At 66.1% G+C, this 26,214-nt stretch carries 24 protein-coding genes and 1 pseudogene; 20 read left to right on the forward strand and 5 right to left on the reverse strand.

All coding sequences use genetic code 11. The annotated features are described in order from the left end of the window. Positions 1-18 precede the first annotated feature (18 nt). The 16 genes from nuoG to ACFFJK_RS19070 all read left to right on the forward strand — a co-directional run bounded on the left by nuoG (position 19) and on the right by ACFFJK_RS19070 (position 15,286). Entirely contained in the window at positions 19-2,373 is a 2,355-nt protein-coding gene (nuoG, locus tag ACFFJK_RS18995; RefSeq protein ID WP_379681210.1) for an NADH-quinone oxidoreductase subunit NuoG, read from the forward strand. Next, complete coding sequence (nuoH, locus tag ACFFJK_RS19000) at positions 2,373-3,452, forward strand: NADH-quinone oxidoreductase subunit NuoH (protein WP_379681211.1); 1,080 nt, start codon at positions 2,373-2,375, stop codon at positions 3,450-3,452. The genes nuoG and nuoH overlap by 1 nt, the downstream gene beginning before the upstream one ends. Before the next feature lie 14 nt (positions 3,453-3,466). Continuing rightward, positions 3,467-3,955, forward strand: a complete 489-nt coding sequence (nuoI, locus tag ACFFJK_RS19005; protein ID WP_379681212.1) for an NADH-quinone oxidoreductase subunit NuoI — start codon at positions 3,467-3,469, stop codon at positions 3,953-3,955. Positions 3,956-3,986: 31 nt separating this feature from the next. After that, a complete protein-coding gene (locus tag ACFFJK_RS19010; RefSeq protein ID WP_379681213.1) occupies positions 3,987-4,652 on the forward strand; it encodes an NADH-quinone oxidoreductase subunit J in 666 nt (221 codons plus the stop codon). Then, complete coding sequence (gene nuoK, locus ACFFJK_RS19015) at positions 4,649-4,957, forward strand: NADH-quinone oxidoreductase subunit NuoK (RefSeq protein WP_379681215.1); 309 nt, start codon at positions 4,649-4,651, stop codon at positions 4,955-4,957. The genes ACFFJK_RS19010 and nuoK overlap by 4 nt, the downstream gene beginning before the upstream one ends. Positions 4,958-4,997: 40 nt before the next feature. Next, on the forward strand, positions 4,998-7,115 hold the full coding sequence (gene nuoL, locus ACFFJK_RS19020; RefSeq protein WP_379681216.1) for an NADH-quinone oxidoreductase subunit L: 2,118 nt from the start codon (positions 4,998-5,000) through the stop codon (positions 7,113-7,115). A gap of 27 nt (positions 7,116-7,142) precedes the next feature. Further along, on the forward strand, positions 7,143-8,642 hold the full coding sequence (locus ACFFJK_RS19025) for an NADH-quinone oxidoreductase subunit M (RefSeq protein WP_379681217.1): 1,500 nt from the start codon (positions 7,143-7,145) through the stop codon (positions 8,640-8,642). 15 nt (positions 8,643-8,657) lie between these two features. Next, complete coding sequence (gene nuoN / locus ACFFJK_RS19030) at positions 8,658-10,163, forward strand: NADH-quinone oxidoreductase subunit NuoN (RefSeq protein WP_379681219.1); 1,506 nt, start codon at positions 8,658-8,660, stop codon at positions 10,161-10,163. An 11-nt stretch (positions 10,164-10,174) separates the two neighbouring features. Then, positions 10,175-10,516 carry a DUF2818 family protein gene (locus ACFFJK_RS19035; RefSeq protein ID WP_379681221.1) on the forward strand — a complete coding sequence of 114 codons (342 nt, stop codon included), beginning with the start codon at positions 10,175-10,177 and terminating at the stop codon, positions 10,514-10,516. Positions 10,517-10,645: 129 nt separating this feature from the next. Beyond that, the gene (locus tag ACFFJK_RS19040) at positions 10,646-11,203 is read left to right on the forward strand and encodes an NUDIX domain-containing protein (protein ID WP_379681222.1); all 558 of its coding nucleotides are present in this window, start codon (positions 10,646-10,648) and stop codon (positions 11,201-11,203) included. Positions 11,204-11,207: 4 nt separating this feature from the next. Next, entirely contained in the window at positions 11,208-11,912 is a 705-nt protein-coding gene (locus ACFFJK_RS19045) for a hypothetical protein (protein ID WP_379681223.1), read from the forward strand. Beyond that, complete coding sequence (gene ispD, locus ACFFJK_RS19050; protein ID WP_379681225.1) at positions 11,909-12,655, forward strand: 2-C-methyl-D-erythritol 4-phosphate cytidylyltransferase; 747 nt, start codon at positions 11,909-11,911, stop codon at positions 12,653-12,655. Before ACFFJK_RS19045 ends, ispD begins: the two co-directional genes overlap by 4 nt. A gap of 14 nt (positions 12,656-12,669) precedes the next feature. Next, positions 12,670-13,182 (forward strand): 2-C-methyl-D-erythritol 2,4-cyclodiphosphate synthase, encoded by a 513-nt coding sequence (ispF, locus tag ACFFJK_RS19055; protein WP_379681226.1) that lies wholly within the window; start codon positions 12,670-12,672, stop codon positions 13,180-13,182. Positions 13,183-13,277: 95 nt separating this feature from the next. Beyond that, positions 13,278-14,570, forward strand: a complete 1,293-nt coding sequence (locus ACFFJK_RS19060; RefSeq protein WP_379681227.1) for an MFS transporter — start codon at positions 13,278-13,280, stop codon at positions 14,568-14,570. A 4-nt stretch (positions 14,571-14,574) separates the two neighbouring features. Continuing rightward, positions 14,575-14,883 (forward strand): hypothetical protein, encoded by a 309-nt coding sequence (locus ACFFJK_RS19065; RefSeq protein WP_379681228.1) that lies wholly within the window; start codon positions 14,575-14,577, stop codon positions 14,881-14,883. A 61-nt stretch (positions 14,884-14,944) separates the two neighbouring features. Then, complete coding sequence (locus ACFFJK_RS19070) at positions 14,945-15,286, forward strand: hypothetical protein (RefSeq protein ID WP_379681229.1); 342 nt, start codon at positions 14,945-14,947, stop codon at positions 15,284-15,286. Between the two features lie 40 nt (positions 15,287-15,326). Here ACFFJK_RS19070 and ACFFJK_RS19075 read toward each other — a convergent pair. Next, a pseudogene (locus ACFFJK_RS19075) lies at positions 15,327-15,755 on the reverse strand (TOBE domain-containing protein); the annotation flags it as partial. A 215-nt stretch (positions 15,756-15,970) separates the two neighbouring features. On the opposite strand from ACFFJK_RS19075, the gene ACFFJK_RS19080 reads away from it, so the two are divergent. The 3 genes from ACFFJK_RS19080 to ACFFJK_RS19090 all read left to right on the forward strand — a co-directional run bounded on the left by ACFFJK_RS19080 (position 15,971) and on the right by ACFFJK_RS19090 (position 18,223). Then, positions 15,971-16,525, forward strand: coding sequence for an NADPH-dependent FMN reductase (locus tag ACFFJK_RS19080; RefSeq protein ID WP_379681230.1), 555 nt, complete (start codon positions 15,971-15,973; stop codon positions 16,523-16,525). Between the two features lie 71 nt (positions 16,526-16,596). After that, positions 16,597-17,487 carry an ion transporter gene (locus tag ACFFJK_RS19085; RefSeq protein WP_379681231.1) on the forward strand — a complete coding sequence of 297 codons (891 nt, stop codon included), beginning with the start codon at positions 16,597-16,599 and terminating at the stop codon, positions 17,485-17,487. A 187-nt stretch (positions 17,488-17,674) separates the two neighbouring features. Next, positions 17,675-18,223, forward strand: coding sequence for a phasin family protein (locus ACFFJK_RS19090; protein WP_379681233.1), 549 nt, complete (start codon positions 17,675-17,677; stop codon positions 18,221-18,223). A gap of 124 nt (positions 18,224-18,347) precedes the next feature. Here the strand turns inward: ACFFJK_RS19090 and ACFFJK_RS19095 are convergent, their stop codons facing one another. From ACFFJK_RS19095 to ribA, 3 genes are all read right to left on the reverse strand, one after another. Next, positions 18,348-19,310, reverse strand: coding sequence for an FHA domain-containing protein (locus tag ACFFJK_RS19095; RefSeq protein ID WP_379681234.1), 963 nt, complete (start codon positions 19,308-19,310; stop codon positions 18,348-18,350). Further along, a complete protein-coding gene (locus ACFFJK_RS19100) occupies positions 19,307-20,770 on the reverse strand; it encodes a S1 family peptidase (protein ID WP_379681236.1) in 1,464 nt (487 codons plus the stop codon). The genes ACFFJK_RS19095 and ACFFJK_RS19100 overlap by 4 nt, the downstream gene beginning before the upstream one ends. A 114-nt stretch (positions 20,771-20,884) precedes the next feature. Then, positions 20,885-21,571, reverse strand: coding sequence for a GTP cyclohydrolase II (gene ribA, locus ACFFJK_RS19105; protein WP_379681237.1), 687 nt, complete (start codon positions 21,569-21,571; stop codon positions 20,885-20,887). A 129-nt stretch (positions 21,572-21,700) separates the two neighbouring features. Here ribA and ACFFJK_RS19110 point away from each other — a divergent pair, with 129 nt between their 5' ends. After that, complete coding sequence (locus tag ACFFJK_RS19110; RefSeq protein ID WP_379681238.1) at positions 21,701-23,989, forward strand: sensor histidine kinase; 2,289 nt, start codon at positions 21,701-21,703, stop codon at positions 23,987-23,989. Positions 23,990-23,995: 6 nt separating this feature from the next. On the opposite strand, the gene ACFFJK_RS19115 is transcribed toward ACFFJK_RS19110, so the two are convergent. Further along, positions 23,996-26,137, reverse strand: coding sequence for a hybrid sensor histidine kinase/response regulator (locus tag ACFFJK_RS19115; protein ID WP_379681240.1), 2,142 nt, complete (start codon positions 26,135-26,137; stop codon positions 23,996-23,998). Between the last annotated feature and the right edge of the window lie 77 nt (positions 26,138-26,214).

Raw genomic sequence — 26,214 nt, forward strand, 5'->3', positions numbered from 1 at the left:
AGGTCAGGTAACGATCAAATGGTTGAAATTGAATTAGACGGCAAGAAAGTCGAAGTCGCACCAGGTTCCATGGTGATGGACGCCGCAAACAAACTCGGGACCTACATCCCGCACTTCTGCTATCACAAGAAACTGTCGATCGCAGCGAACTGCCGCATGTGCCTGGTCGAGGTGGAGAAGGCGCCGAAGCCGCTGCCCGCCTGCGCGACTCCGGTCTCGCCGGGCATGATCGTGCGCACCCACAGCGACAAGGCCGTGCAGGCGCAGAAGTCGGTGATGGAGTTCCTCCTCATTAACCACCCGCTGGATTGCCCGATCTGCGACCAGGGCGGCGAATGCCAGCTGCAGGACCTGGCCGTCGGCTACGGCAAGGGCAACTCGCGCTATGCCGAAGAAAAGCGTGTCGTGGCGCCGAAGGAAGCCGGCCCGCTCATCTCGATGGAAGAGATGACCCGCTGCATCCAGTGCACCCGCTGCGTGCGCTTCGGCCAGGAAGTGGCCGGCGTCATGGAATTCGGCATGGTCGGCCGCGGCGAGCACTCGGAGATCACCACCTTCGTTGGCAAGACCGTGGACTCGGAAGTATCGGGCAACATGATCGACCTGTGCCCGGTCGGCGCGCTCACCAGCAAGCCGTTCCGCTTCTCGGCACGTCCGTGGGAACTGCAGCGCCGCAAGTCGGTCTCGCCGCACGACTCGCTCGGCTCGAACCTGATCGTCCAGGTCAAGGGCGGCAAGGTCATGCGCGTGCTGCCGCTGGAAAACGAAGCCATCAACGAATGCTGGCTGTCGGACAAGGACCGCTTCTCGTACGAGGCGCTGGACAATGCCGACCGCTTGGTCAACCCGATGATCAAGCAGGACGGCAAATGGATCGACACCGACTGGCAGACCGCGCTGGAATACGTGGCCCACGGCCTGCGTAACATCCGCCACGAGCACGGCGCCGACAGCATCGCCGCTGTCGCCACCGCGCACTCGACGCTGGAAGAACTGTACCTGCTGAACAAGACCGTGCGCGGCCTGGGTTCGGACAACATCGAGTTCCGCCTGCGCCAGACCGACTTCGCGCTGGACGGCCAGGTTACCCCGTGGCTGGGCATGCCGATCGCGGACATCTCCAAGCTCAAGCGCGCCTTCGTCATTGGCTCGTTCCTGCGCAAGGACCATCCGCTGGTCGCGACGCGCCTGCGCCAGGCCACGAAGGGCGGCGCCAAGCTGTCCATGCTGCACGCGGCCGACGAAGAGCTCTTGATGCCGGTCGCAAACAAGCTGATCGCCGCACCGGGCGACTGGCTGGCCGCGCTGTCGGAAGTGGTCGTCGCCGTGGCAGCCGCCAAGGGCGTTGCCGCTCCGGCAGGTTTCGAGAACGTGGAAGCCGGCGCCGCCGCCAAGGGCATCGCGGCGACCCTGGTCGGCATCGATACCCCGGGCGCCGTCCTGCTGGGTAACGCCGCCGCGCAGCATCCGCAGGCATCGAAGCTCCACGCCGCTGCGCAATGGATCGCCGAACAGACCGGCTGCAGCTTCGGCTACTTCGTCGAAGCGGCCAACACCGTCGGCGGCTACATCGTCGGCGCAACCGGCAAGGGCGCCGGCAAGACCGAAGCCGCCTTCGCCACGCCGAAGAAAGCCTATGTGCTGCTGAACGCGGAACCGGAACTGGATGCGGCCAACCCGCAGCAGGCCAGGGCCGCCCTGGACGGCGCCGAGATGGTCGTTGCCATGTCGGCTTTCAAGCACGGCATGGACTTCGCCGACGTGCTGCTGCCGATCTCGCCGTTCAGCGAGACCGCCGGCACCTTCGTCAACTGCGAAGGCCGCGCACAGAGCTTCAACGGCACCGTGCGTCCGCTGGGCGAGACCCGTCCGGCCTGGAAAGTGCTGCGCGTGCTGGGTAACCTGCTGGGCCTGTCGGGCTTCGACTACGAGACTTCGGAATCGATCCGCGACGAAGCCATCGGCAAGGGCAACCTGGACCTCTCCAGCAAGCTGAACAACGTCGCCAAGCTGGCGCCGACCGCAGGCAGCTACGCCCCGGCCGGCCAGCTCGAGCGCGTCACCGACGTGCCGATCTACTTCACCGACGCGCTGTCGCGCCGTTCGGAACCGCTGCAGCGCACCGCCGACGCCAACGCGCCGCTGGTCAATCTGTCGAAGGCGGTTGCCGAGCAGATCGGCGTGAACGCCGGCGACCTGGTGCGCGTGTCGCAGGGCGCGGGCAGCGCCGTTCTGGTGGCCAACGTGGACGCACGCCTGCCGTCGAACGCAGTGCGCGTGGCTGCCGGCCACCCGGCCGTTGCCACCCTTGGCGCGATGTTCGGTCCGATTAATGTTGAAAAAGCGGTTGAAAAAGCAGGGGAGGGCAAGTAATGGCAACGCCCGATTTCGTCAATGCACTAAACGCCGGCGGGGCTGACCTGCTCGGCCCGGTCTGGCCGCTGGCCTGGACCCTCATGAAGATCCTGGTGGTGCTGCTGCCCCTGATGGGCCTGGTCGCCTACCTGACGCTGTGGGAGCGCAAGCTGATCGGCTGGATCCAGATCCGCGTGGGCCCGAACCGCGTGGGTCCGGGCGGCCTGCTGCAGCCGATCGCCGACGCGGTCAAGCTGCTGTTCAAGGAAATCGTGGTCCCGACCAAGGCGACCACGAACCTGTTCGTGCTTGGTCCGATCATGACCATCATGCCGGCGCTGGCCGCCTGGTCGGTGATCCCGTTCGGTCCGGAGGCCGCGCTGGCCAACGTGAACGCCGGCCTGCTGCTGCTGCTGGCAATCACCTCGATCGAAGTCTACGGCATCATCATCGCCGGCTGGGCCTCGAACTCGAAGTACGCCTTCATGGGTGCGATGCGCGCCTCGGCACAGATGATCTCGTACGAAATCCCGCTGGGCTTCGTGCTGGTCGTGGTGCTGATGGTGACCGGCAGCCTGAACCTGACGGACATCGTCGTCAGCCAGCAGGCCGGCATGTTCGCGGACATGGGCCTGAACCTGCTGTCGTGGAACTGGCTGCCGCTGCTGCCGCTGTTCGTGATCTACCTGACCTCCGGCCTGGCCGAGTGCAACCGCCACCCGTTCGACGTCGTGGAAGGTGAATCGGAAATCGTGGCCGGCCACATGGTCGAGTACTCGGGCATGTCCTACGCGATGTTCATGCTGGCCGAATACGCCAACATGATCCTGATCGCCACGACCGCATCGCTGCTGTTCCTGGGCGGCTGGTCGGCGCCGTTCGGTTTCCTGGACATCGGCGGCGGTCTGGGTGGCTTCTTCTGGCTGTTCCTGAAGACCTTCCTGCTGGTTTCGCTGTTCATCTGGGTTCGCGGCACCTTCCCGCGCTACCGCTATGATCAGATCATGCGCCTGGGTTGGAAAATCTTCATTCCGATCACGCTGTTCTGGCTGGTGGTGGTCGCAGTCTGGATGCAGACGCCGTGGAATATCTGGTAAGGAATCACTGAAAAATGACTCGGATTAAAGAATTTGTCGGCAGCCTGATGCTGACCGAACTCTTCAAGGGCCTGGCCCTGACCGGCAAGTATGCGCTGTCGCGCAAGATCACGGTCCAGTACCCGGAAGAGAAGACGCCGATGGGCAACCGCTTCCGCGGCCTGCACGCCCTGCGCCGCTACCCCAACGGGGAAGAGCGCTGCATCGCGTGCAAGCTGTGCGAGGCCGTGTGCCCGGCGATGGCGATCACGATCGAATCGGCCCAGCGCGAGGACGGCACCCGCCGCACCACGCGCTACGACATCGACCTGACCAAGTGCATCTTCTGCGGCTTCTGCGAAGAATCGTGCCCGGTCGACTCGATCGTCGAAACCCACGTGCTGGAATACCACGGCGAGAAACGCGGCGACCTCTACTACACCAAAGAGATGCTGCTGGCCGTGGGCGACCGCTACGAAGCCGATATCGCCGCCGCCCGCGAAGCGGACGCGAAGTATCGCTGATGGCCCGCCAATAAGAAGAGGCTTATAAGTCATGGAATTTACAACTGCTTTGTTCTACGTGTTCGCGGCCATCATGGTGCTGGCAAGCTTGCGCGTCATCACCACCAAGAACCCGGTCCACGCCGCGTTGTTCCTGGTGCTCGCGTTCTTCAACGCGGCCGGCATCTGGATGCTGCTGAAGGCCGAGTTCCTGGCCATCGTGCTGGTGCTGGTCTACGTCGGCGCCGTCATGGTGCTGTTCCTGTTCGTCGTCATGATGCTCGACATTAATATCGACCGCATGCGCGAAGGCTTCTGGGGCTACCTGCCGCTGGCCTCGGGTATCGGCGCCCTGATCGTGCTCGAGATGGCTGCCGTCCTGTGGCAGGGTTTCCTCGGCTTCGAGCAGTCGCCGGAAGCCGCCGCCGCGAACATCGGCGGTACCAAGGAACTGGGCCTGCTGATCTACACCCAGTACATCTACGGCTTCGAGATCGCGGCCGTGATCCTGCTGGTGGCGATCATCGCAGCCGTCGCCCTGACCCTGCGCAAGCGCCGGGACACCAAAGCAATCGACCCGGGCCTCGCCGTCCGCGTCAAGCGTAACGACCGCCTGCGCATCGTGAAGATGGATGCGGTCAACCAGCGCGCCATCGATGCAGCGGCTGCCGAACAGGCGGCAGCGCAGGCAGCGGCCGCACCGAAGGAGGCACCATGACTTTGTCGCTCGCACATTACCTGATCCTGGGCGCGATCCTGTTCGCGATCTCGGTGATCGGTATCTTCCTGAACCGGAAGAACATCATCATCCTGCTGATGGCCATCGAACTGATGCTGCTGGCGGTGAACCTGAACTTCGTCGCATTCTCGCATTACCTGGGAGACGCGGCGGGACAGATCTTCGTGTTCTTCATTCTGACCGTCGCGGCCGCCGAAGCAGCAATCGGCCTGGCGATCCTGGTGGTCCTGTTCCGTAACCTGGACACGATCAATGTGGAAGACCTCGACCGCCTGAAGGGCTGATGGTCTCGGCTTGATAAACAATAACGATTAAGGTTCAACAATGGCGGGGCAACTCTCTTCCTCAATGTTACTGGCGGTGCCACTGGCGCCGCTGGCAGGTTCGGCAATCGCCGGCCTGCTCGGTACCAAGTTCTTTGGCAACGTGGTCGGTCGCAAGGTGTCGCACACCGCGACCATCCTGGGCGTGCTGATCGCGCTGATCATCTCGGTCCAGACCCTGATGGCGCTGCTCGACGGCGCACCGGTCTTCAATGAAGACATCTATACCTGGATGACCGTCGGCACGCTCAAGCTGGCCGTCGGCTTCCAGATCGACATGCTGTCGGCAGTGATGATGTGCGTGGTGACGTCCGTCTCGCTGATGGTCCACATCTACACGATCGGCTACATGGCCGAGGACGAAGGCTACAACCGCTTCTTCTCGTACATCTCGCTGTTCACGTTCGCGATGCTGATGCTGGTCATGTCCAACAACTTCCTGCAGCTGTTCTTCGGCTGGGAAGCGGTGGGCCTGGTCTCGTATCTCTTGATCGGCTTCTGGTACACCCGCCCGACCGCGATCTTCGCGAACATGAAGGCCTTCCTGGTCAACCGCGTGGGCGACTTCGGCTTCATCCTCGGTATCGGCCTGCTGCTGGCCGCATCGGGTTCGATGCAGTACACCGAAGTCTTCGCCCAGGCCGACACGCTGGCCGGCATGACCGTGCCGGGCATCGGCTGGCCGCTCCTGACCGCCGCCTGCATCTGCCTGTTCATCGGCGCAATGGGCAAGTCGGCGCAGTTCCCGCTGCACGTCTGGCTGCCCGACTCGATGGAAGGCCCGACCCCGATCTCGGCGCTGATCCACGCTGCAACCATGGTTACCGCCGGCATCTTCATGGTGTCGCGCATGTCGCCGCTGTTCGAACTGTCGGACGGCGCACTGAGCTTCATGATCGTCATCGGTTCGATCACCGCGCTGTTCATGGGCTTCCTGGGCATCATCCAGAACGACATCAAGCGCGTCGTCGCTTATTCCACGCTTTCCCAGCTGGGCTACATGACCGTCGCGCTGGGCGCCTCGGCCTACTCGGTCGCCGTGTTCCACCTGATGACCCACGCGTTCTTCAAGGCGCTGCTGTTCCTCGGCGCGGGCTCGGTCATCATCGGCATGCACCACGACCAGGACATGCGCAACATGGGCGGCCTGCGCAAGTACATGCCGATCACCTGGATCACCTCGCTGCTCGGTTCGCTGGCCCTGATCGGTACCCCGTTCTTCTCGGGCTTCTTCTCGAAGGACTCGATCATCGAGGCCGTGCACGCAACGACCATCCCGGGCGCCGGCTTTGCCAACTTCGCCGTGCTGGCAGGCGTGTTCGTGACCGCCTTCTACTCGTTCCGCATGTACTTCCTGGTCTTCCACGGCGAAGAGCGCTGGCACACTGCCCATGGCCACGACAGCCATGCGCACGATGCGCACCAGCAGCACGTTGCCGCCGCAGGCAAGGGCGATCCGCACGCGCTGCACGATTCGGACGCGCACCATGAAGAAGAGCACGGCCACGACCACCATCACGGCCTGGCCCCGGGCCAGAAGCCGCACGAGTCGCCGTGGGTGGTGACCGTGCCGCTGATCCTGCTGGCGATCCCGTCGGTCATCATCGGCTACCTGGCACTCGGCCCGATGGTGCATGGCGACCTGTTCAAGGGCGTCATCACGGTCAACCCGAGCCACCCGGCGATGGCGACCCTGAGCGAAGCCTTCCACGGCCCGATGGCGATGGTACTGCACGGTTTCCAGACCGCACCGTTCTGGCTGGCACTGGCCGGCGTGGCGGCGGCGTACTACTGCTACATGGTCAACCCGCGCGTTCCGGCCTGGTTCTATGCCAAGTTCAAGTTCCTGCACACCCTGCTGGACAACAAGTACTACATGGACAAGTTCAACGACGTCGTGTTCGCCGGTGGCGCACGTGCGGTGGGCGGCGGCCTGTGGAAAGTGGGCGACCGCGGCCTGATCGACGGCCTGATGGTCAACGGCTCTGCCCGCCTGGTGGGCTGGTTCTCGACGATCACCCGTACCTTCCAGACGGGTTACATCTACCACTATGCGTTCGTGATGATCGTCGGCGTGCTGGGAGCCCTGCTGTACTTCTTCCCGTTCTGGCGCGGTTAATCAGGCCTCGAAAAGAAAAAGCGAAAAATGATGCAGTCAATTTCTACATTTCCACCTTACCTGAGCCTGTCCATCTGGCTCCCGATCCTGTTCGGCCTGCTCGTGCTGGCCGTGGGACGCGACAAGAACGCCGGTTTCACGCGCATGCTGTCCCTGGCCGGCGCCGTCGTCAGCCTGCTGCCGACGCTGCCGCTGATCGCGAACTTCGACAGCACCGCGCACGGCATGCAGTTCTATGAAACCGCTGCCTGGATCGAGCGCTTCAACGTGTTCTACACGCTGGGCGTCGACGGTTTGTCGCTGTGGTTCGTGCCGCTGACCGCCTTCATCACCATCATCGTGGTGCTGGCGGCGTGGCAGGTGATCGACGAGCGCATCGGCCAGTACATGGGCTCGTTCCTGATCCTGTCGGGCCTGATGATCGGCGTGTTCACCGCGCTCGACGGCCTGCTGTTCTACTTCTTCTTCGAAGCCACCCTGATCCCGATGTACATCATCATCGGTGTGTTCGGCGGCCCGAACCGCGTGTACGCAGCATTCAAGTTCTTCCTGTACACGTTCTTCGGCTCGCTGCTGACCCTGGTCGCGATCATCTACCTGTACAACGCTTCGGGCAGCTTCGACATCCTGAAGTGGCACGCCCTGCCGCTGACGATGAACGAGCAGATCCTGATCTTCATCGCCTTCTTCATGGCCTTCGCCGTGAAGGTCCCGATGTGGCCGGTGCACACCTGGCTGCCGGACGCCCACGTGGAAGCGCCGACCGGCGGTTCCGTGGTGCTGGCCGCGATCATGCTGAAGCTGGGCGCATACGGTTTCCTGCGCTTCTCGCTGCCGATCACCCCGGACGCCTCGCAGTACCTGGCCCCGGTGGTCATCGTCCTGTCCCTGATCGCCGTGATCTACATCGGCCTGGTGGCGATGGTGCAGAAGGACATGAAGAAACTGGTCGCCTACTCGTCGATCGCGCACATGGGCTTCGTCACCCTGGGCTTCTTCATGTTCAACGACCTGGGCGTGCAGGGCGGCCTGATGCAGGCGATCTCGCACGGCTTCGTGTCGGGCGCGATGTTCCTGTGCATCGGCGTGCTGTACGACCGCGTCCACTCGCGTGAAATCGCCGACTACGGCGGCGTCGTCAACACGATGCCGAAGTTCGCCGCCTTCGCCGTGCTGTTCTCGATGGCCAACGCCGGCCTGCCGGCCACCTCGGGCTTCATCGGCGAATTCATGGTGATCCTGGGCGCAGTCGAATTCAACTTCTGGACTGGCGTGCTCGCCGGCACCGCCCTGATCCTGGGCGCGGCCTACTCGCTGTGGATGGTCAAGCGCGTCGTGTTCGGTCCGATCGGCAACAAGAACGTCGCCGAACTGACCGACCTGAACGGCCGCGAGTTCGCCCTGCTGGGCGTGCTGGCCATCGCCACCCTGTGGATGGGCCTGTATCCGGCGCCGATCGCCGAAACGCTGCAGGTGTCGGTCACCGATCTGCTGCAGCACGTTGCAGCCGGCAAATTGCCTCAATAAACTGCCATGAATGAAATGAACTCCACATTGTTAGCAGCGGCCGACACCAACCTGGCGCCGGTCTATGCCGAAATCTTCCTGCTGATCGCGACTTCCGCGATCCTGCTGATCGACCTGTTCCTGAAGGAGGGCAAGCGCACCTGGACGTACGCGCTGTCCCTGATGGCCATCGCCGGCTGCGGCGTGCTGACCTTCGCCGACATGAACGCCGGCGCCACCGTATATACCTTCAACGGGATGTACGTGTCGGACCCGATGTCCAACCTGCTCAAGCTGGTGACCTACGTGGCCACCGCCATGACCCTGGTGTATTCGCGCCAGTACGCCGAAGACCGCGCGATGATGTCCGGTAACCTGGGCGGCGAGTTCTATTCGCTCGCGCTGTTCTCGATGCTGGGCCAGATGATCATGATCTCGGGCAACAGCATGCTGTCGCTGTACCTGGGCGTGGAACTGATGTCGCTGTCGCTGTACGCCCTGGTGGCGCTGCGCCGCGACCACGCGATCTCGACCGAAGCCGCGATGAAGTACTTCATCCTGGGCGCACTGTCGTCGGGCTTCCTGCTGTACGGCATGTCGATGATCTACGGCGCGACCGGTTCGCTGGACCTGACCACCATCGGCCAGGTGAGCGCGACCGCCGACGCCAACCGCACCATCCTGGTGTTCGGCCTGGTGTTCATCGTTGCCGGCCTGGCGTTCAAGCTCGGCGTGGTGCCGTTCCACATGTGGGTACCGGACGTGGTGCAGGGCGCCCCGACCGCCGTCACCCTGCTGCTGGGCGGCGCACCGAAGCTGGCGACCTTCGCCATGGTGGTCCGCCTGCTGGTGGAAGGCCTGCCGGCGATGGCGTTCGACTGGCAGCAGATGCTGCTGGTGCTGGCCGTGCTGTCGCTGGCCGTGGGTAACATCACCGCGATCGCCCAGACCAACATCAAGCGCATGCTGGCCTACTCGACCATTGCCCAGATGGGCTTCGTGGTCCTGGCCATGATGACCGGCGTGGTCGGCGGCGACAACAGCAATGCCGCCTCGTCGTACAGCGCCGCGATGTACTACACCATCACCTACGTCCTGACCACGGTCGGCAGCTTCGGCCTGATCATGATGCTGGCGCGTGCCGGCCACGAAGCGGAGAACATCGCCGACTTCAAGGGCCTGGGCAAGCGCAGCCCGTGGTTCGCGATCGTCCTGACCATCCTGATGTTCTCGCTGGCGGGCGTGCCGCCGATGGTCGGCTTCATGGCGAAGTGGGCGGTGCTGCAGGCCGTGGCCGACGCCGGCATGGTGTGGCTGGCGGTGGTGGCGGTGATGTTCTCGCTGATCGGCGCCTTCTACTACCTGCGCATCGTCAAGACCGTCTGGTTCGACGAGGCAGCCGACACCGCAGCCATCCACACCCCGACCGACATGCGCGTCGTGATGTCGCTCAATGGCGTGGCCGTGGTCCTGCTGGGTATCGTCCCGGGCTGGCTGCTGGCGGTGTGCTACAGCGCCATGCAGGCAACCCTCGCCAAGTAAGCAGGCGGCCGGTGGATTCCTCCCTGGCTGTCTGGCTGGTGGTCGCGATTTCCCTCGCGGCCGCCAACCTGCCTTTCCTCACCGAGCGTGTCTTCGGTTTCATTCCCCTGAAACCGAAGACGGCCGGTGACGGCACCGTTCCTCCCCCCTTGCGCACGAAGTCCCTCCCGCTGCGCCTGCTCGAGTTAATTGTTTTATACTTTGTCGTCGGCTTCCTGGCACGCATGCTGGAATCCCGGATCGGCGGCGTGTTCGCGCAGAACTGGGAGTTCTATGCGGTCACGGGCTGCCTGTTCCTGGTGCTGGCCTTTCCCGGATTCGTCCTGCGCTACCTGCGCAAACGTCGCGCGTAGCTTGGTCGGCTTTGCCGACCGCGCGTCCGGCCAGCGTTCGCATCTCGACAATCCGTTTGTCCCGCATGCGCGTTCGGGAAGCGGCCGCCGGCGGAGCCGGCCCCTCACGAAACCCAACACGGAGCATGCATGACGGTTGACTTGAAAGAAACCCGCATCGACGGCGGCGTCGTCTACGACGGTCCCTTCCTCAGGGTAGAACGCGACAAGGTGACGCTGCCCGACGGCAGCACTTCGCACCGCGAATTCATCCGCCACCCCGGTGCGGTGGTGATCCTGCCGCTGCTGCCCGACGGCCGCGTGCTGCTCGAGCGCCAGTTCCGCTATCCGAACGCGCAGGTCTTCATCGAATTCCCGGCAGGGAAGATCGACCCGGGCGAGGACCACCTGGAGTGCGCCAAGCGCGAGCTCGAAGAAGAGACCGGCTACACGGCCGGCAAGTGGCGCTTCGTCTGCACCATCCACAATGCCATCGCCTATTCCGACGAGCACCTGGAACTGTTCCTGGCCGAAGACCTGACCGCAGGCGAGCAGAAGCTCGATGCCGGCGAATTCCTCGAAACCTTTACCGCCACCGTGCCCGAGCTGCTCGACCTGGTCCGGCGCGGCGAGATCACCGACGTGAAGACCATCATCGGCACGTTCTGGCTCGAGAAAATCCTGTCCGGCACCTGGCACCCGGCTTGAATCGATGAGGCTGCTGCTCGTCTTCGTGCTCTGGACCTGTGCTGCGGCTGCCGCGGCCCAGGCTGCGCCGCGCAGCGAATTCCAGGCGCGTTGCGAGGACACGATCGGCGAGTCGCTGCTGGTACTGACCGGCTCGCAGAGCGGCTACCGCATCGACAATTCGCTGGGTTTCCGTTCGCTCACGGTGATGAAAGGGCGCACCCGGCCCGGCCAGGTCGTGCTGGGCCTGACGCGCACCGAGTCGCGGGTGAGCATCAATGTCGGCGGACGCCTGCTGACCGACCCCGGCAGCGGCTACGAATGCATTGCCCCGCATATCGAAGTGCGGCTGACCTACCCGCCGATCGTGGTGTACATCAGCCGCGAGTTCCGGCCCGGCTCGTGCGCCTACGAGGAAGTGCTCGCGCACGAGATGCGCCACCTGAACACCTATCTCGACCACCTGCCGCGCGCCGAGGCCCGGGTGCGCGCGGCGCTGGCCCAGCGCTTCGAGAACAAGCCGCTGTATGCGCGCATCGGCCAGGCGCAAAGCCTGCTCCAGCGCGAGATCGACCGCGGCTGGATGCCCTACATTAAAAGCGAGATGGCGAAGGTCGAGGCCCTGCAGGCCGACATCGATTCGCCGCAGGAATATGCGCGCCTGGGCAAGGTTTGCGGAGGTGAGGTACAGTCGCTGATTCGACCCGCAAGAAGAAGCAAATCAACATGAACAACACAGCCATGACGCACACGGGCCCGCACGAGGCTGCCCGGCGGTACGTCGCGCTCATCCCCGCCGCCGGCGTCGGTACACGCATGGCCGCCGGCAGGCCCAAGCAATACCTGCAGGTCGGCGGCAAGCCGATGCTGCGCCATACGCTCGACGCCTTCCGCTCGAGCCCGCTCATCGCGCACACCTATGTGGTGGTGAGCGCCGACGATCCCGTGATCGACGGCATCGTTCCGCCAGATGGTGTCACCGTCCTGCGCTGCGGCGGCGCGAGCCGCATGGAGACCGTGCGCAACGGACTGCGCACACTGCACGGCATCGTTTCCCAGGATGACTGGGTCCTCGTCCACGACGCAGCCCGTCCCGGACTCGATGCGGAACTGATCGAACGCCTGATCGTCGAAACGGGGGAGCACCCGGCCGGCGGCCTGCTGGCGCTGCCGGTGGTCGACACGGTCAAGCGCAACGTGGGCGGCGAGGTTGCCACCGTGTCCCGCGACGGACTGTGGCTGGCGCAAACGCCGCAGATGTTCCGTTACCAGCTCCTGCTGCGCGCCCTCGACGCGGCCGGTGGGTCCGATCCCGATGCATCGAGGATCACCGATGACGCCAGCGCGGTTGAAGCGCTGGGACTGGCCCCTAAATTAGTGGAAGGACATCCACGCAACCTCAAAGTGACGCTGCCGGCGGACATCCGCATTGCCGAGATGTACCTGGCAGCCTTTCAACCCACATCACAGTGAACGACTGAAACACTATGGCACAAGCTTCCTACAATCCGACCCCGCCGTTCCGCATCGGGAGCGGCTACGACTGCCACGCACTGGTCGAAGGGCGCCAGCTCATCGTCGGCGGCGTGACCATCCCGCACCGCCTGGGCCTGCTGGGCCACTCGGACGCCGACGTACTGCTGCATGCGATCATCGATGCGCTCCTCGGCGCGGCCGCCCTGGGGGACATCGGCAAGCATTTCCCGGATACCGACCCGATGTTCGCCGGCGCCGATTCGCGTACCTTGCTGCGCGAAGTGGCGCACCGCGTGATCGCCACCGGTTACACGATCGGCAATGTCGACGCCACGATCATCGCGCAGGCGCCGAAGATGGCGCCGCACATCCCGCAAATGGTCTCGCGCATCGCCGAAGACCTGGGCGTGGCGCCGCAGCAGGTCAACATCAAGGCCAAGACCAACGAGAAGCTGGGCTTCCTCGGGCGCGAGGAGGGCATGGCGGCCGAGGCGGTGGCGCTGCTCGTCAAGACGGCGGAATGAAACCGGATTGATGGCTGTCAGATATGTGCGTGCATATGCACTATATGCACTATAATCCGCGAGCGGGCAGGTCGCCCGTTTGAGCAGGAGCGCACATGACCACCCCCGCAGCCGCAGCCCCCGCGGCCTCTCCCGCCATGTCGCCGCGCGCGGCCTGGATGCTGATCCTGGCCGCCAGCGCCATCCTGATGATCACCATGGGCGCGCGCCTGACGACCGGGCTGTTCCTGTCTCCGATCAATACCTCGACCGGCCTGGGCGTGGCCACCATCAGCTTCGCCATGGCCGTCGCCCAGCTCATGTGGGGGGCATCGCAGCCGGTGTTCGGCGCCATCGCCGACAAGTACGGCCCGGCCAGGGTCATCGTCATCGGCGGACTCATGCTTGCGGCCGGCACCGCGGCCACGCCTTTCGTGGATTCCGAGTGGGGCCTGCTGCTCACCATGGGCATCCTGTCGGCCGCCGGGGCCGGGGCGGGGAGCTTCTCGATCCTGATCGGCGCCACCGCCCAGCGCCTGCCGCCCGAGCGGCGGGCTTTCGCGTCCGGCTTCATCAATGCCGGCGGCTCCTTCGGCCAGTTCGTGTTCGCGCCGCTGATGCAGGCGATCATCGCCGGCGCCGGCTGGGTGATGGCCATGCTCTCGATGGCGGCCACGACCCTGCTCACCATTCCGCTGGCGCGCGGCCTGCGTGGGAAGAAAGCATCCTTGCCCGCCCCAGGTTCCGGCGGCGGCGCACCTGCGGCGACAGCCGCAGCCGCGCCCGGCATCACGCTGACCGAACAGCTGCGCCAGGCGATGCGCGACCGCAGCTACCTGTGCCTGCACCTGGGCTTTTTCACCTGCGGTTTCCACATCGCCTTCCTCGTCACGCACCTGCCGCAGGAGGTGGCGCTGTGCGGGCTTTCTGCCGGGGTGTCGGCCACTGCGCTCGCGCTGATCGGCTTGTTCAACATTGCCGGCAGCCTGGCGGCCGGGGCGCTTGCCACGCGCTACCGCATGAAGTCGCTCCTGGCCGTCATCTACGCCAGCCGCGCCGTGCTGATCGTGCTCTACCTGCTGGCGCCCAAGACCGCGCTGACCTTCTACCTGTTCGCCGGTGCGCTCGGCTTCACCTGGCTGGCGACGGTGCCCCCCACCGCCGGACTGGTCGGCAAGCTGTTCGGCATGCGCTACCTGGCCACGCTGTTCGGGATGACCCTGCTGTCGCACCAGATCGGCGGCTTCTTCGGCGCCTGGCTCGGCGGGCTGTCGTTCGTCCGCTTCGGCGACTACACCTGGATGTGGTACGCGGACATCCTGCTCGCGCTGGCTGCCGCCCTGGTCAACCTGCCGATCCGCGAGCAGCCGGTCGTGCGTCCTGCCGCCCTGGCGGCCTCGAAGGGCTAGGGCGATGGCGCGCGACAGCTGGGCCTACCGGGAGGTGGCGGTGGAATCGGTGGTCGATGCCCGCACCGGGCGGCTGCGCATCCGGCCGGTACCGGGGCAGGCCTACGCGACCAGCCTGCGGGTGCAGTGCGCGCGCGCCTTGCGCGACCCCGAGCAGTATCCGGCCGGCACGCGCTTCCTGCTGTCGGCCAAGCTGACCGACCGCCAGGGCGGGGCGCCCTTCCTGTATGCCTGGCATGGCGACCCGGTGGACGTGATGAGCGCCGCCCGGCTCAAGCGTTTCCTGGCAGAGCGCAAGCGCCTGCGCATCTGAGCATTCGCCCAGAAACACCAGTCGGACGAGCGCCGGCATGCCTGTTCGGTATAGTGAAGGCATGGCAGCCCGGCAAACCTACCCGAATACCCCGGACGGCCGCTACTTCGTGGTGGCGGGCCGGCTTTGGCGCACGAGTAACCCGGCGCTCGCGCCGCAAGCGCGGCAGGCGCTGGTCGACCGGCTCATGGCGGCGCGCCGGCAGGTCGGCGCCGCCCGCAAGGCCGGCGACCCGGAGGCGGAGCGCCAGGCGCGCGCCGACGTCGACGAGGCCAAGCGCGCCCTCGGCGAACGCGGCCCGGTGTGGTGGACCGACGGCGCGCCGGACTTCAACCGGCGCATGGTGGCCAACACGCCGTATGCGCAATGGTATGCGGCATTGCTGGAGCGCAGCGACCGATGACGGCAGCCGACGGCCCGCCGCCGGCGCTGGCGAAACGGAATCAGTCCGGGACGGCCAGGATGACGCTCGACGCCTTGAACATCGCCGTGGCCGGGCGGCCGGGAGCCAGCTCGAGGGCTTCGCTGCTGTCGTTCGTGATGATGGCCGTGACCGAACTGCCGCCCGGCAGGTCGATGACCACCTCGGTATTCACCGCTCCCGGCTGCAGGCGCGCGACCGTTCCGGCCAGCTGGTTGCGCGCCGAGAAGCGGGCACGCTCGTCCCCGGCCACGACGATGATCGACGAGGCCTTGACGAGCGCACAGGCTTGGCCGCCCGGACGCAGGCCGAGCTCTTCGGTGCTGGTGCTGGTGACGGTGGCCACGATCGTCGGGCCGCCGGCGACTTCGATCGCGATCTCGTCGTTGACGGCGCCGGGTTTCACGTCGGCGATGGTGCCGAAAAACTGGTTGCGGGCGCTGGTCTTCATGGAGCTCTCCTACTTAGTCAATGTGTTTTGATATTTAGTTCGCTGGCAATGGTAACCGTGGGAATGACGGGTGCCAAGCGGCGCCAAGCCGCACCGGCTTTCGCCGTTTCCCGCGTCCTCGCTGACGAGGCACCTTGTTCAGCTGGCCCGGCCATGCGAGGCGATGCAAAAATGGTTACCATCAGGCTTTCCCGACCGACCACGAAAGGAGCACCATGACTACAAGGCACATCGCCGTCATCGTCGGCAGCCTGCGCAAGGATTCCTTCACCCGCAAGGTGGCGCAATCCATGATCGAACTGGCGCCCACCGACCTGCAGATGGAGATCGTCGAGATCCGCGACCTGCCGCTGTACAATCAGGACGACGAGACCGACACCCCGCCCGCCGCCTTCACCGCGTTCCGCGACCGCATCGGCCAGGCCGACGGGATCCTGTTCTGCACGCCGGAATACAACCGCTCGGTGCCCGGGGCGCTGAAGAACGCGATCGATGTCGGCTCGCGTCCCTACGGCAACGCCGCCTATGCCGACAAGCCCTGCGCCATCGTCAGCGTGTCGCCAGGCGCGCTGGGCGGCTTCGGCGCCAACCACCACCTGCGCCAGATGCTGCCCTTCCTGAACATGTCCTGCATGCCGGCGCCGGAAGCGTATGTCGGCAACGTCGCCGCCAAGTATGACGGCGAGCGCCTGGTCGACGAATCCACGCGTGCCTTCTTCCAGACCTTCATCGACAGCTTCGCCGGCTGGGTCGAACGTCATGCGAAGTGACATGCAGGCGAACGGCCTGTCGATCTCCTGCCCGAGCACGACACGGCCGAACGCAAAGGACCGGCCGACCGATGAAGCAACGTAATCGCCAGCGCGACGCCTTCTACCCGGTGCAGTGCGCGGGGGCCCCGGGAAGCTGGCGCGCGCGGCTGCATGAAATCATCTTCGGCATCGACACGCCGGCCGGACGTGCCTTCGACATCGGCCTGGTCGTGGCGATCCTGCTCAGCATCCTGGTTGTCGTCCTCGACAGCGTGCCTTCGATCGGCGGACCGCACAGGAAGCTGATGTACGGGCTGGAATGGTTCTTCACGCTGCTGTTCACCGTCGAATATGTCGCCCGGCTCGCTACAGTACGCCATCCCTTGCGCTATGCATTGAGCTTCTACGGGCTGATCGACCTGCTTTCGGTCCTGCCCACCTACATTTCGCTGCTGGTGCCGGGCAGCGAGGCCCTGCTCGACATCCGTATCCTGCGCCTGCTGCGTGTGTTCAGGATCTTCAAGCTCACCCTCTACATCGAGGAATACACGCGCCTGGGCGAGGCGCTGGCGGCGAGCCGGCGCAAGATCATGGTCTTCCTGTCGGTGGTGCTGATGGCGATCCTGATCCTCGGCACCCTGATGTACGTGGTCGAGGGGCCGGATCACGGCTTCACCAGCATCCCGATGTCGATGTACTGGGCGGCGGTGACGATGACCACGGTCGGCTACGGCGACATCACGCCGCACACCCCGCTGGGCAAGGCCATCGCCTCCTTCATGATGCTGCTCGGCTGGGGCATTCTTGCGGTGCCCACCGGCATCGTTACCGCCGAGATGACGGCGCGCCGCACCGACCGGCGCCAGGGCACGCGCCGGCCGCGTGCCTGCGACGAATGCAACAGCACCGGCCACGATGTCGGGGCGCGCTACTGCAAGGATTGCGGGGCGCCCTTGCCGGGGACGGTTCCGGCGCACTGATGCCGTGCCCCCGCACGTTTGGTCCACATCAAACGCGCGGGGGCCAGCATCTTTAGCCTTCTACCTTCGTGTCGCGGACGACGGCTTTGCCGGTCGCCCGGGGCGTGCCCATTTCACCTGAACCATATAACGAGGTCAATGCATGTATCCTTTCCCGCAATCCGTGACCCCGGCCGTGCGTACCCACATGGACGCACAGACGGCCTTCCTGAACGACATGTCCAAATCCATGTTCCGCTCCTTCCAGCAGATGTGCGACCTGAATATCCAGCTCGTGCAGACGCTGGTGGAAGAAAGCACGCTGGCCAGCCAGCAGGTGCTGACTGCCGACCGTCAAAGCGAGATGCTGACCGCAGCCGCGGCGCGCGCCCAGCCGACCACCGAGAAGCTGCGCGCCTACCAGCAGCACATCTCGCGCCTGGCGGCCGACTCCCAGGTGGAGCTCGCCCGCGTGACCGAGCAGCACGTGCAGAACACCACCCGTACCGCACGCGCGCTGGTGGACGAGGTGGCGCGCACCACCGCCGAGGAAGCCGAGCGCACCATCCGCAACCAGCAGGAAGCGATGCGCAACGCGAGCGATCCGTTCGCACGGCCTAATGGCGAGTCCAAGGCATCGGGCGGCAACGGTGAGGCCCGGAATGGCCAGCAGGGCGCCCAACAGGGCGGCCAGCAGGCCATGCACGCCGGCCAGGGCGGGCAGGGCGGCCGTCCGGCCGGCAGCGCCGCCCATTAAGGGTCTTTCGCGTCCGCGGTCCGGGTGACGGCTTCCTGCCGGCCAACCGGGCCGCGCACCGGTCGCCAGACATCTTCAGCCACCCATCCTGCCGCACGCACTGCGGCCCGCCGCGGGGACCGGCTCAGTTGCCTTCCTCGTCGGCCTTGCGGGCGCGCTCGGCATCCAGCTCGGCGCGCATCGCTTCCACCGACCCCATGTAGTCCGCCACCGTCGCATCCGGACTGGCGCGCAACTGCGGGGGCAGCAGCACCGACATGTACAGTTCGTCGGCCACGTAGCCATGGCGCTGCTGGTTCACGATCAGCACCAGGCCCGAGGCCAGCAGCGCCACGCCGGCGCAGACCACGCGCAGGCGCCTGCGCAGCGCAGGCTGGATCGTCGCCAGGTGGAAGTAGACGATCCCGGCCACGGTGGCCACCGCGACATGCGAGCCGTAGCGCGTGAGCCATTCGAGCGAGTACGCGTAGGCCACCACCGCAGCCAGCAGGCGAAAGCCCACCAGGGCCGCCATGCCGCAACCGAAGATGAACAGGTGCCGCCCAAGCCGCGCATGGCGTCCGAACAGGCGGTTCACGAAGGCCCACAGGCTGCTCCACAGGAGCCCGGCGCCGATCCCGGCCGCCGGCGCAAGGACGTAGTTCAGCAGCTCGAACGGTTGCGCATCGAACAGCCAGGTCACCAGGAGGGCCACCAGTCCCGCCAGCAGGACGCCGGCCACCCCCGGCAGCAAGCCTTCCCAGCCGTGCATGGTGCGGTCCAGCAGCTCGGCCGGGACCGGGAAGTCGGCCGGCCGTACCCGCAGCGACGTGTGTCCCATGCGCACGACCGTATCGCCACCGAGCGTCACCTGCTGCACCCGCTTGCGCCCGTGGTTCAGGCCGTTGCGGGTGCCGAGGTCGCGCATCAGGAGCTCGCCCCCGGGGCCGGCCTCGAGCACGGCGTGGTGCGGGGCGGCGTAGTCGTCGTCGACGATGAAGTCGTTGTCGTAGGCGCGGCCGATGCGCACCGGCAGGCTGGCCGCCCGGTAGCGGTGCAGCACCTCGCCATTACGGGCGAGCATCTCGATGGTCCAAGGGCCGTTCATCGCTTTGCCACTCGCTGCGGCGTCCGCTTGACGTTGCGCCCGAAGGAGCCCAGGAAGGCGCGCGTGACGCGCATGCCGTTCTCGTACGATACGCCCGAGACGTCGAGCCGGCTCTGCAGGCTCGATTCGGGCGCATTGGTGCTGGCTACCAGCAGCGTGAAGTTGTACAGGCCGTCGAACTTGCGGTAGGCGCGCACGCAGGTCACCGCCCGCAGCGGCAGGGTGCGGGTATGCACGAAGCCTTCCGTGCATACCGGCTTGGTCAGCCGTTCGTCGCTCGCGTTGCCGAGCTTGGCACTGCCGAACAGGCGGCTGGCCAGGGCCGAGAACGGCAGCGGATGCAGGTTGTCGGAGCGGATGTACTGGTGGGTCATCGACACGTGCCCGGTCTGCTGCTGCGAAGAGACGTAGATCGCCGACTCCATGGCGCAGCTCATCGAGTCCGACGTGTACGCGGTCTGTGCCTTCACGTTCGAGCGTCCCCAGCAGCGCAACTGCCCCGATTCGCGCACCGGCACCAGGTAGGGCCCCATGCTCTTGATCGACAGCGGTTCCTCGAGCAGGCGATCGACCATCGCGCGCTGGTGCGCCAGCAGCTGCTGGGCGATCAGCGGGTTGAAATCCTTGGGCGGACTGGGCTGGGCCTCGACCTCGCGCAGCAGCTCCTGCACATACTTCACCGGTACCAGGAAACTCACCGATTCGCCGTCGCGCCGCTTCGACACGTTGACACCGGCCACGGTGCCGTTGCCGGTGACGCTGGGCCCGCCGCTCATGCCCGAGTTGATCGGGCCGCCGAACATCAGCTGGTCGTAGAAGCTGCGCGTCACCACGCCGTTGTAGGCGCCTTCCGAGATCGCAAAGCCGAGGTCGAGCGGGTTGCCGAGCGAATACAGGCGCTGGCCCTGGCTCAGGCGCACCGGGCGCTCCGGCACCTTGAAGAAGCCGCTGCCGTTGCGGTTGACGCGCACCACCGCCAGGTCGTGCAGCACGTCCACCGCCATCAGTTCCACCGGGCCGCTGTTGCCGTCGGTGTCCACGTACTCGGCCGTGTAGACGTCGGGGTCGAGCGCCATCTGCGAGACGACGTGGTAGTTGGTCACGACCAGGTTGCCTTCGCCGACCAGGAAGCCCGAGCCGACGGTGGACTGGGTGCGCCCGTTCTTGAGCAGCATGCGGATCTGCAGCAGGTCGCCGCGCGCGGACGAGTACAGGTCCTGCGCCGCCGAGGAAGGCGGCGGCAGGGCGTCCTGCGCATCGACTTCGTCCGGGCCCGGCGCGGGCGGCGTCATGCCGGGCGGCGCGGAGGGCGGCAGGTGCGGGGAGGCCGGAATCTGGACCTGCGGTGGCGCGGCCTGGGCAGCACGCTGGGCGTTCTGGTTACCCTGGTTCGCCTGGGGCGCCGTCACCGCGCCCGTCGCCAGGCAGCTCAAGAGGAGGGCGGCGGCAGTCCGTTTCATGCAATCCGATCATGGCAAGATGAAGCCTGTATCTTGCCATCGGATTATTTGCCAGTGCGCGCGTTAGCTGTGGGGAATCTGTCCGGGAACAAATTGCCGGCACCGCGCGGCGGATCAGGAGGCGTCCGGCGCGGCTGCGGTGACGACGACCGGTTCGCCGACCGGCACGCTGGCGGGCGACATCATGTGCCCCAGCTTGGCCTGCTTGGTGTTCAGGTAGCTGTTGTTGAAGGCATTGCGGTTGACCAGCAGGGGCACGCGTTCGGCGACCTGGATGCCGAGGCGGGTCATGGCGTCGATCTTGCGCGGGTTGTTGGTCATCAGGCGCAGCGACTTGACGCCGAACTGGGCCAGCATCGGCCGGCACAGTTCGTAGTTGCGCGCGTCGGCATGGAAGCCCAGCTGCAGGTTGGCCTCGACCGTGTCGGCGCCGGCTTCCTGCAGGCGGTAGGCGCGGATCTTGTTGACCAGGCCGATCCCGCGGCCTTCCTGGCGCAGGTAGAGCAGGATGCCGCGGCCTTCCTGGGCGATGCGCTGCAGCGCGCCTTCGAGCTGGGCGCCGCAGTCGCAGCGCTGCGAGAACAGCACGTCGCCGGTCAGGCACTCGGAATGCACGCGCGCCAGCACCGGCTCGCCGTCGCCGATGTCGCCCAGGACCATGGCCAGGTGTTCCTTGCCGGCCGGGCCAAAGCCGGGCCCGTGCTCGACGAAGGCGTGCAGCGTGAACTGCGCCCAGGGGGTCGGCAGGGCGCACGAGGTGACGTAGTCGAGCAGCGGTTCGTTGGCAGGCGTGGCGGACATGGGTTCTCTTGAAGCGTGTATTACAGTAACCACGTAGTTTAACGGAAATCCGGCACGACCGTGCGCAGAGCCTCCCGGCCATGGGTTGCTTATGTTACGCTGGTGTAATTGTTCTTCGATACCAGTAGCATGGATACACCTTCGGTTTCACCCCCGGCCGCGCGCCGCCGCCGCGGGCTCGGCGCCTGGCTGGCGCTGGCGTTCTCCTCGCTGACGGTGATCCTGACGCTGCTGCTGGTGGAAGTCGTCGAGCGCGCTTCCACCGCCTACCTGAAGGAGAGCATTGGCCATGGGCTCGGCGAGCTGGCCAACCAGACGGCCGACAAGCTCGACCGCGGCATGGCCGAGCGCTACCGTGAAGTGGGCCTGATGGCACGCCGCTACGACCTGCTCGACCCGCGCCTGACGCTGGCACAGCGGCGCCAGGTCCTCACCGACATGCAGCAGACCTACGGCTATTACGACTGGATCGGCATGACCGGCCTGGACGGCAAGGTCATCGTCGAAGCGCGCGGCCTGCTCGAAGGCGTCGATGTCTCGCAACGTCCCTGGTTCAGGAATGCGCTGGACGGGATCCATGTCGGCGACGTGCACGAGGCGGTCAAGCTGGCCAAGCTGCTGCCCGGCGAGAACGGCGAGCCGCGCCGTTTCGTGGACGTGGCCTTCCCCTATGCCGGCGCCGGCGGCGTGACCGAAGGCGTGCTGGGCGTGCACCTGTCATGGCAGTGGGCGCGCGACGTCGAGCGCTCGATCATCGCACCGGTGCAGGAGCGCGGCAGGGTGCAGGCGCTGATCGTGAGCAGGGAGGGCGTGGTCCTGCTCGGACCCAAGGGCCTGCAGGGCAAGCGCATCGGCACCGGGAGCCTGCGCCTGGCGCAGGGCAAGGCCACCGGCTACCTGGTCGAGCGCTGGGACGACGGCGTGGACTACCTGGTCGGCTACGGCGCCACTGTCGGGCGCGGCCTGTATCCGGGCCTGGGCTGGACCGTGCTGGTGCGCCAGGATATCGCCGATGCCTACGCACCGGTGCGCAAGCTGCGCGAACACGCGCTGTGGAGCGGGCTGGCGCTGGCGCTGCTGTTCTCGGTGGCCGGCGTGCTGGTGGCGCGCCGCATCACCCGCCCGCTGGGAGCGCTGGCCGAGTCGGCCGAGCGCCTGGGGCGCGGCGAAGCGGTGGCGCTGGTGCCGAACGCCAGGGACTACTTCGAGGTGCAGGCCCTGTCCGGCACCCTCGACAAGCTGGTGGCCGACCTGGTGCGCCAACGCGCCGAACTGCGCGACCTGAACGCCACGCTGGAGCAGCGCGTCGAGGAACGCACCCGCGACCTCGAGGGGGCACTGGCGGCGGTGCGCGCCAGCGGCGAGCGCATGAGCGCCGTCGTCGAAGCGGCGCAGGATGCCTTCATCGCGGTCGACCAGCGCGGTATCGTCCTCGACTGGAACGGCGCCGCCGAGCGCATGTTCGGCTGGCGCCGGCAGGAGGCGGTCGGCTGGCCGCTGGCCGAGCTGGTGCTGCCCGAGCGCTACCGTGCCGGTTTCGCCGACGCCCTGCATGTCTTCCGCCAGACCGGCCACCTGGCCCTGCTGGAGCAGCGCCTGGAAAGGGTCGTGATCGACCGCCATGGCCGCGAGTTCACCATCGAGATGACCTCCGGCCTGGCCGCCAGCGGCACCGAGGCTTTCTTCAGCGTGTTCCTGCACGACATCTCCGAGCGCAAGAAGGTCGAGCAGATGAAGAACGAATTCGTCGCCACCGTCTCGCACGAACTGCGCACGCCGCTGACCTCGATCCAGGCCTCGCTGGCCATGCTGGCCGACGGCATGGCCGGCGAGTTGCCGCCGGACGCGGCCCGCCTGACGGCGATTGCCGGCCAGAGCAGCGAACGGCTGGTGCGCATGGTGAACGACCTGCTCGACATCCAGAAGATCGAGTCCGGCCACATGGATTTCGTGCGCACGGCCCAGCCGCTGCTGCCGGTGGCCGAGCGCGCCCTGGGCGCCATGGAAGGCCACGCGGCCAAGGCCGGCGTGGTACTGCGGTGCGACTGGGCGCCGGGCGCCGAGGGCATCGCCGCCGCAATCGACCGGGACCGGATGGAGCAGGTGCTGACCAACCTGCTGTCGAACGCCATCAAGTTCACCCCGCCCGGCAGGACCGTCACCCTCGGGCTGGCGCAGGCGGCCGGCAAGGCCTGCCTGAGCGTGCTCGACGAAGGCCCCGGCATCGCACCGGCATTCCAGGCGCGCATATTCGAGCGCTTCGCCCAGGCCGACGGGGCCGATTCGCGCACCCGGGGCGGCAGCGGCCTGGGGCTGGCGATCAGCAAGGCGATCATCGAGGAGCATGGCGGGTCGATCGGGTTCACGACCGCGGCGGGGCAGGGGACGCGCTTCGCGGTGGAGCTGCCGCTGTCCTGAGGGAAGCTACTGCGGCAGCTTCCAGGACCGGAGGCTTGCCAGCACGGTCAGCAATTCCGCAGGTTCGACCGGTTTTGCGACGTGCATCTGGAACCCCGACGTCAGCGCACGCATCCGGTCCTGGACCCGGGCATAGGCGGTCAGGGCGACGGCCGGAACGCCTGGGCGGCCGCCGGCGCGCTCGCGCCTGCGCAGCTCCGCAATGAATTCGTAGCCATCCATGCCGGGCATGCCGATGTCGCTCACCACCAGGTCGGGGCGGATGCCTTCATACAGGGCCAGGGCTTCCTGCGCCGTGGCTGCCGTCTCGACCACGGCGTGGGCGCTGAGCAGCACCGCGGCCAGCATGTCGCGCGCGTCGTCGTCATCTTCCACCAGCAGGACGGTTGCGCCGCGCAGGCCGAATTCCTCGGTGTTTTCGGGAAGCGGAACATGGCTGCCCGAGCCGGCTCCGGGGGCATGGGCCTCGTTCTTGACGGCGGCAAGGGGCAGGGTCACGGTGAAGACCGATCCCTTGCCGAGCCCGGGACTGGACGCCTGCACATGGCCGCCATGCAGTTCGGCAAGCTTCTTGACGATCGCCAACCCCAGGCCGAGACCGCCGTGCTTGCGGGTGGAGCTCGGGTCGACCTGCGTGAACGTATCGAATATCCGGGCCAGGTGTTCCTCGGGTATGCCGGCGCCGTTGTCGCTGACGGCGATCTGCACGTTGGAGTCCTGCTTGTTCAGCGTGAGCTGGACGCGTCCGCCCTTGGGCGTGAACTTGATCGCATTCGCCACCAGGTTCCAGACGATCTGCTGCAGCCGCTCCGGATCGCCGGAAATGGGGCCGGCCGAAGGGTCGGCGACCAGTTGCAGCGCGATGTTCTTGGCGGCGGCGGCCGGCCGCAGGGCTTCGAGTGCCGCGTCGACCGAGAGTTGGGGCGAGAACAGCTGGACATTCAGGCGCAACTTGCCGTTGACGATCCGCGAGATGTCGAGCAGGTCCTCGACGATCTGCGCCTGGCTGCGCGCATTGCGCTCGATCGTCGCGACGGCGCGCGCTTTCATCGCGTCGTCGAGCCTGCCCGACGTGAGCATCTGCGCCCACCCCAGTATCGATGTCAGGGGCGTGCGCAATTCATGCGACACCGTTGCCAGGAACTGGTCCTTCACCTCGTTGGCGCGCGCGGCTTCCTCGTACAGCTTCTGCTTTTCGAGCGCATCCAGTTCGGCGCGCCGGCGCGCGAACAGCGCTTCCTGGTAAAGCGACGCCTTGTTCAGCCCGATCGCGGCCTGGGCGGCGAGGGTTTCGACCAAGCGTTCGTGGCTCTCGGTAAAGCGGTTCGTTTCCTCATGACCGAAAAACAGGCCACCGACCACTTCGCCATTCCCGAGGCTGACAGGCACGGCAAGATACGAGCGCACCGGCAGGTGCCCCGGCGGCATGCCGTAATGCGGCGCCATCTTTCCATAGCGGGGATCCGACCGGATATCGTCGCTGCGGATGGTCTTTTCCCCCCTGAAGGTCGGTCCGAACAGGTGGGTGGCGCGCGGCAGGGGAAAGCGGGTGAAATGCTCTTTCGGCACGCCGGCGATGGTGTACAGCGTATAGCTTTCTCCGGCTTCGTCGCGCACGTTGTAGAAGAATGCGCCGAACTGCGCTCCGGTCAGCTGGGTTGCCTCTTCGGTCACCGCCTCCACGATCTTCTCGTGGCTCAGTTCCTGCAGGATCAGCAGGCCAATGGCGTGCAACGCGTCCCGTTCCCGCTCCTGCTGCAGGCGCGGGCGGGCGTCCTGCACTTCGATGACGGTCCCGACGATCTTCCCGTCACGGTGGATCGGGCTGGCCGTGAAGCGCACCGGGTAGAACGAGCCGTCGCGGTGCACGAAGACTTCCTCGCCGCGTTCCTGCATGTTCTCCGGCGCGGCCCTGTCGATCGGACACTCGGCCAGGGGGTAATGGGTGCCGTCGGGCCGGGTGTGGTGGACGAAATCATGCAGCGGTGCGCCCTGGACTTCGTCCAGGCGATATCCGGTGAGCGCTTCGGCCGCCGGGTTCATGTAGACGCAGCACTGCCGCTCATTCATCACGAACAAGGCGACTGTTGCGTTCTCACATACGTCTTGCAGGTGCGAAAGAAGGGTGGGCTGGATTGGCGCAGACACGGGTATGCTCTCGAAAATGAGCAGGGATTATACCGATGCCGCGTTTTTTGCCCTGTCCTGCTGGCAGCAGAAAAGCA

Source organism: Massilia consociata (assembly GCF_042432755.1).
Lineage (GTDB): Bacteria > Pseudomonadota > Gammaproteobacteria > Burkholderiales > Burkholderiaceae_D > Telluria > Telluria consociata.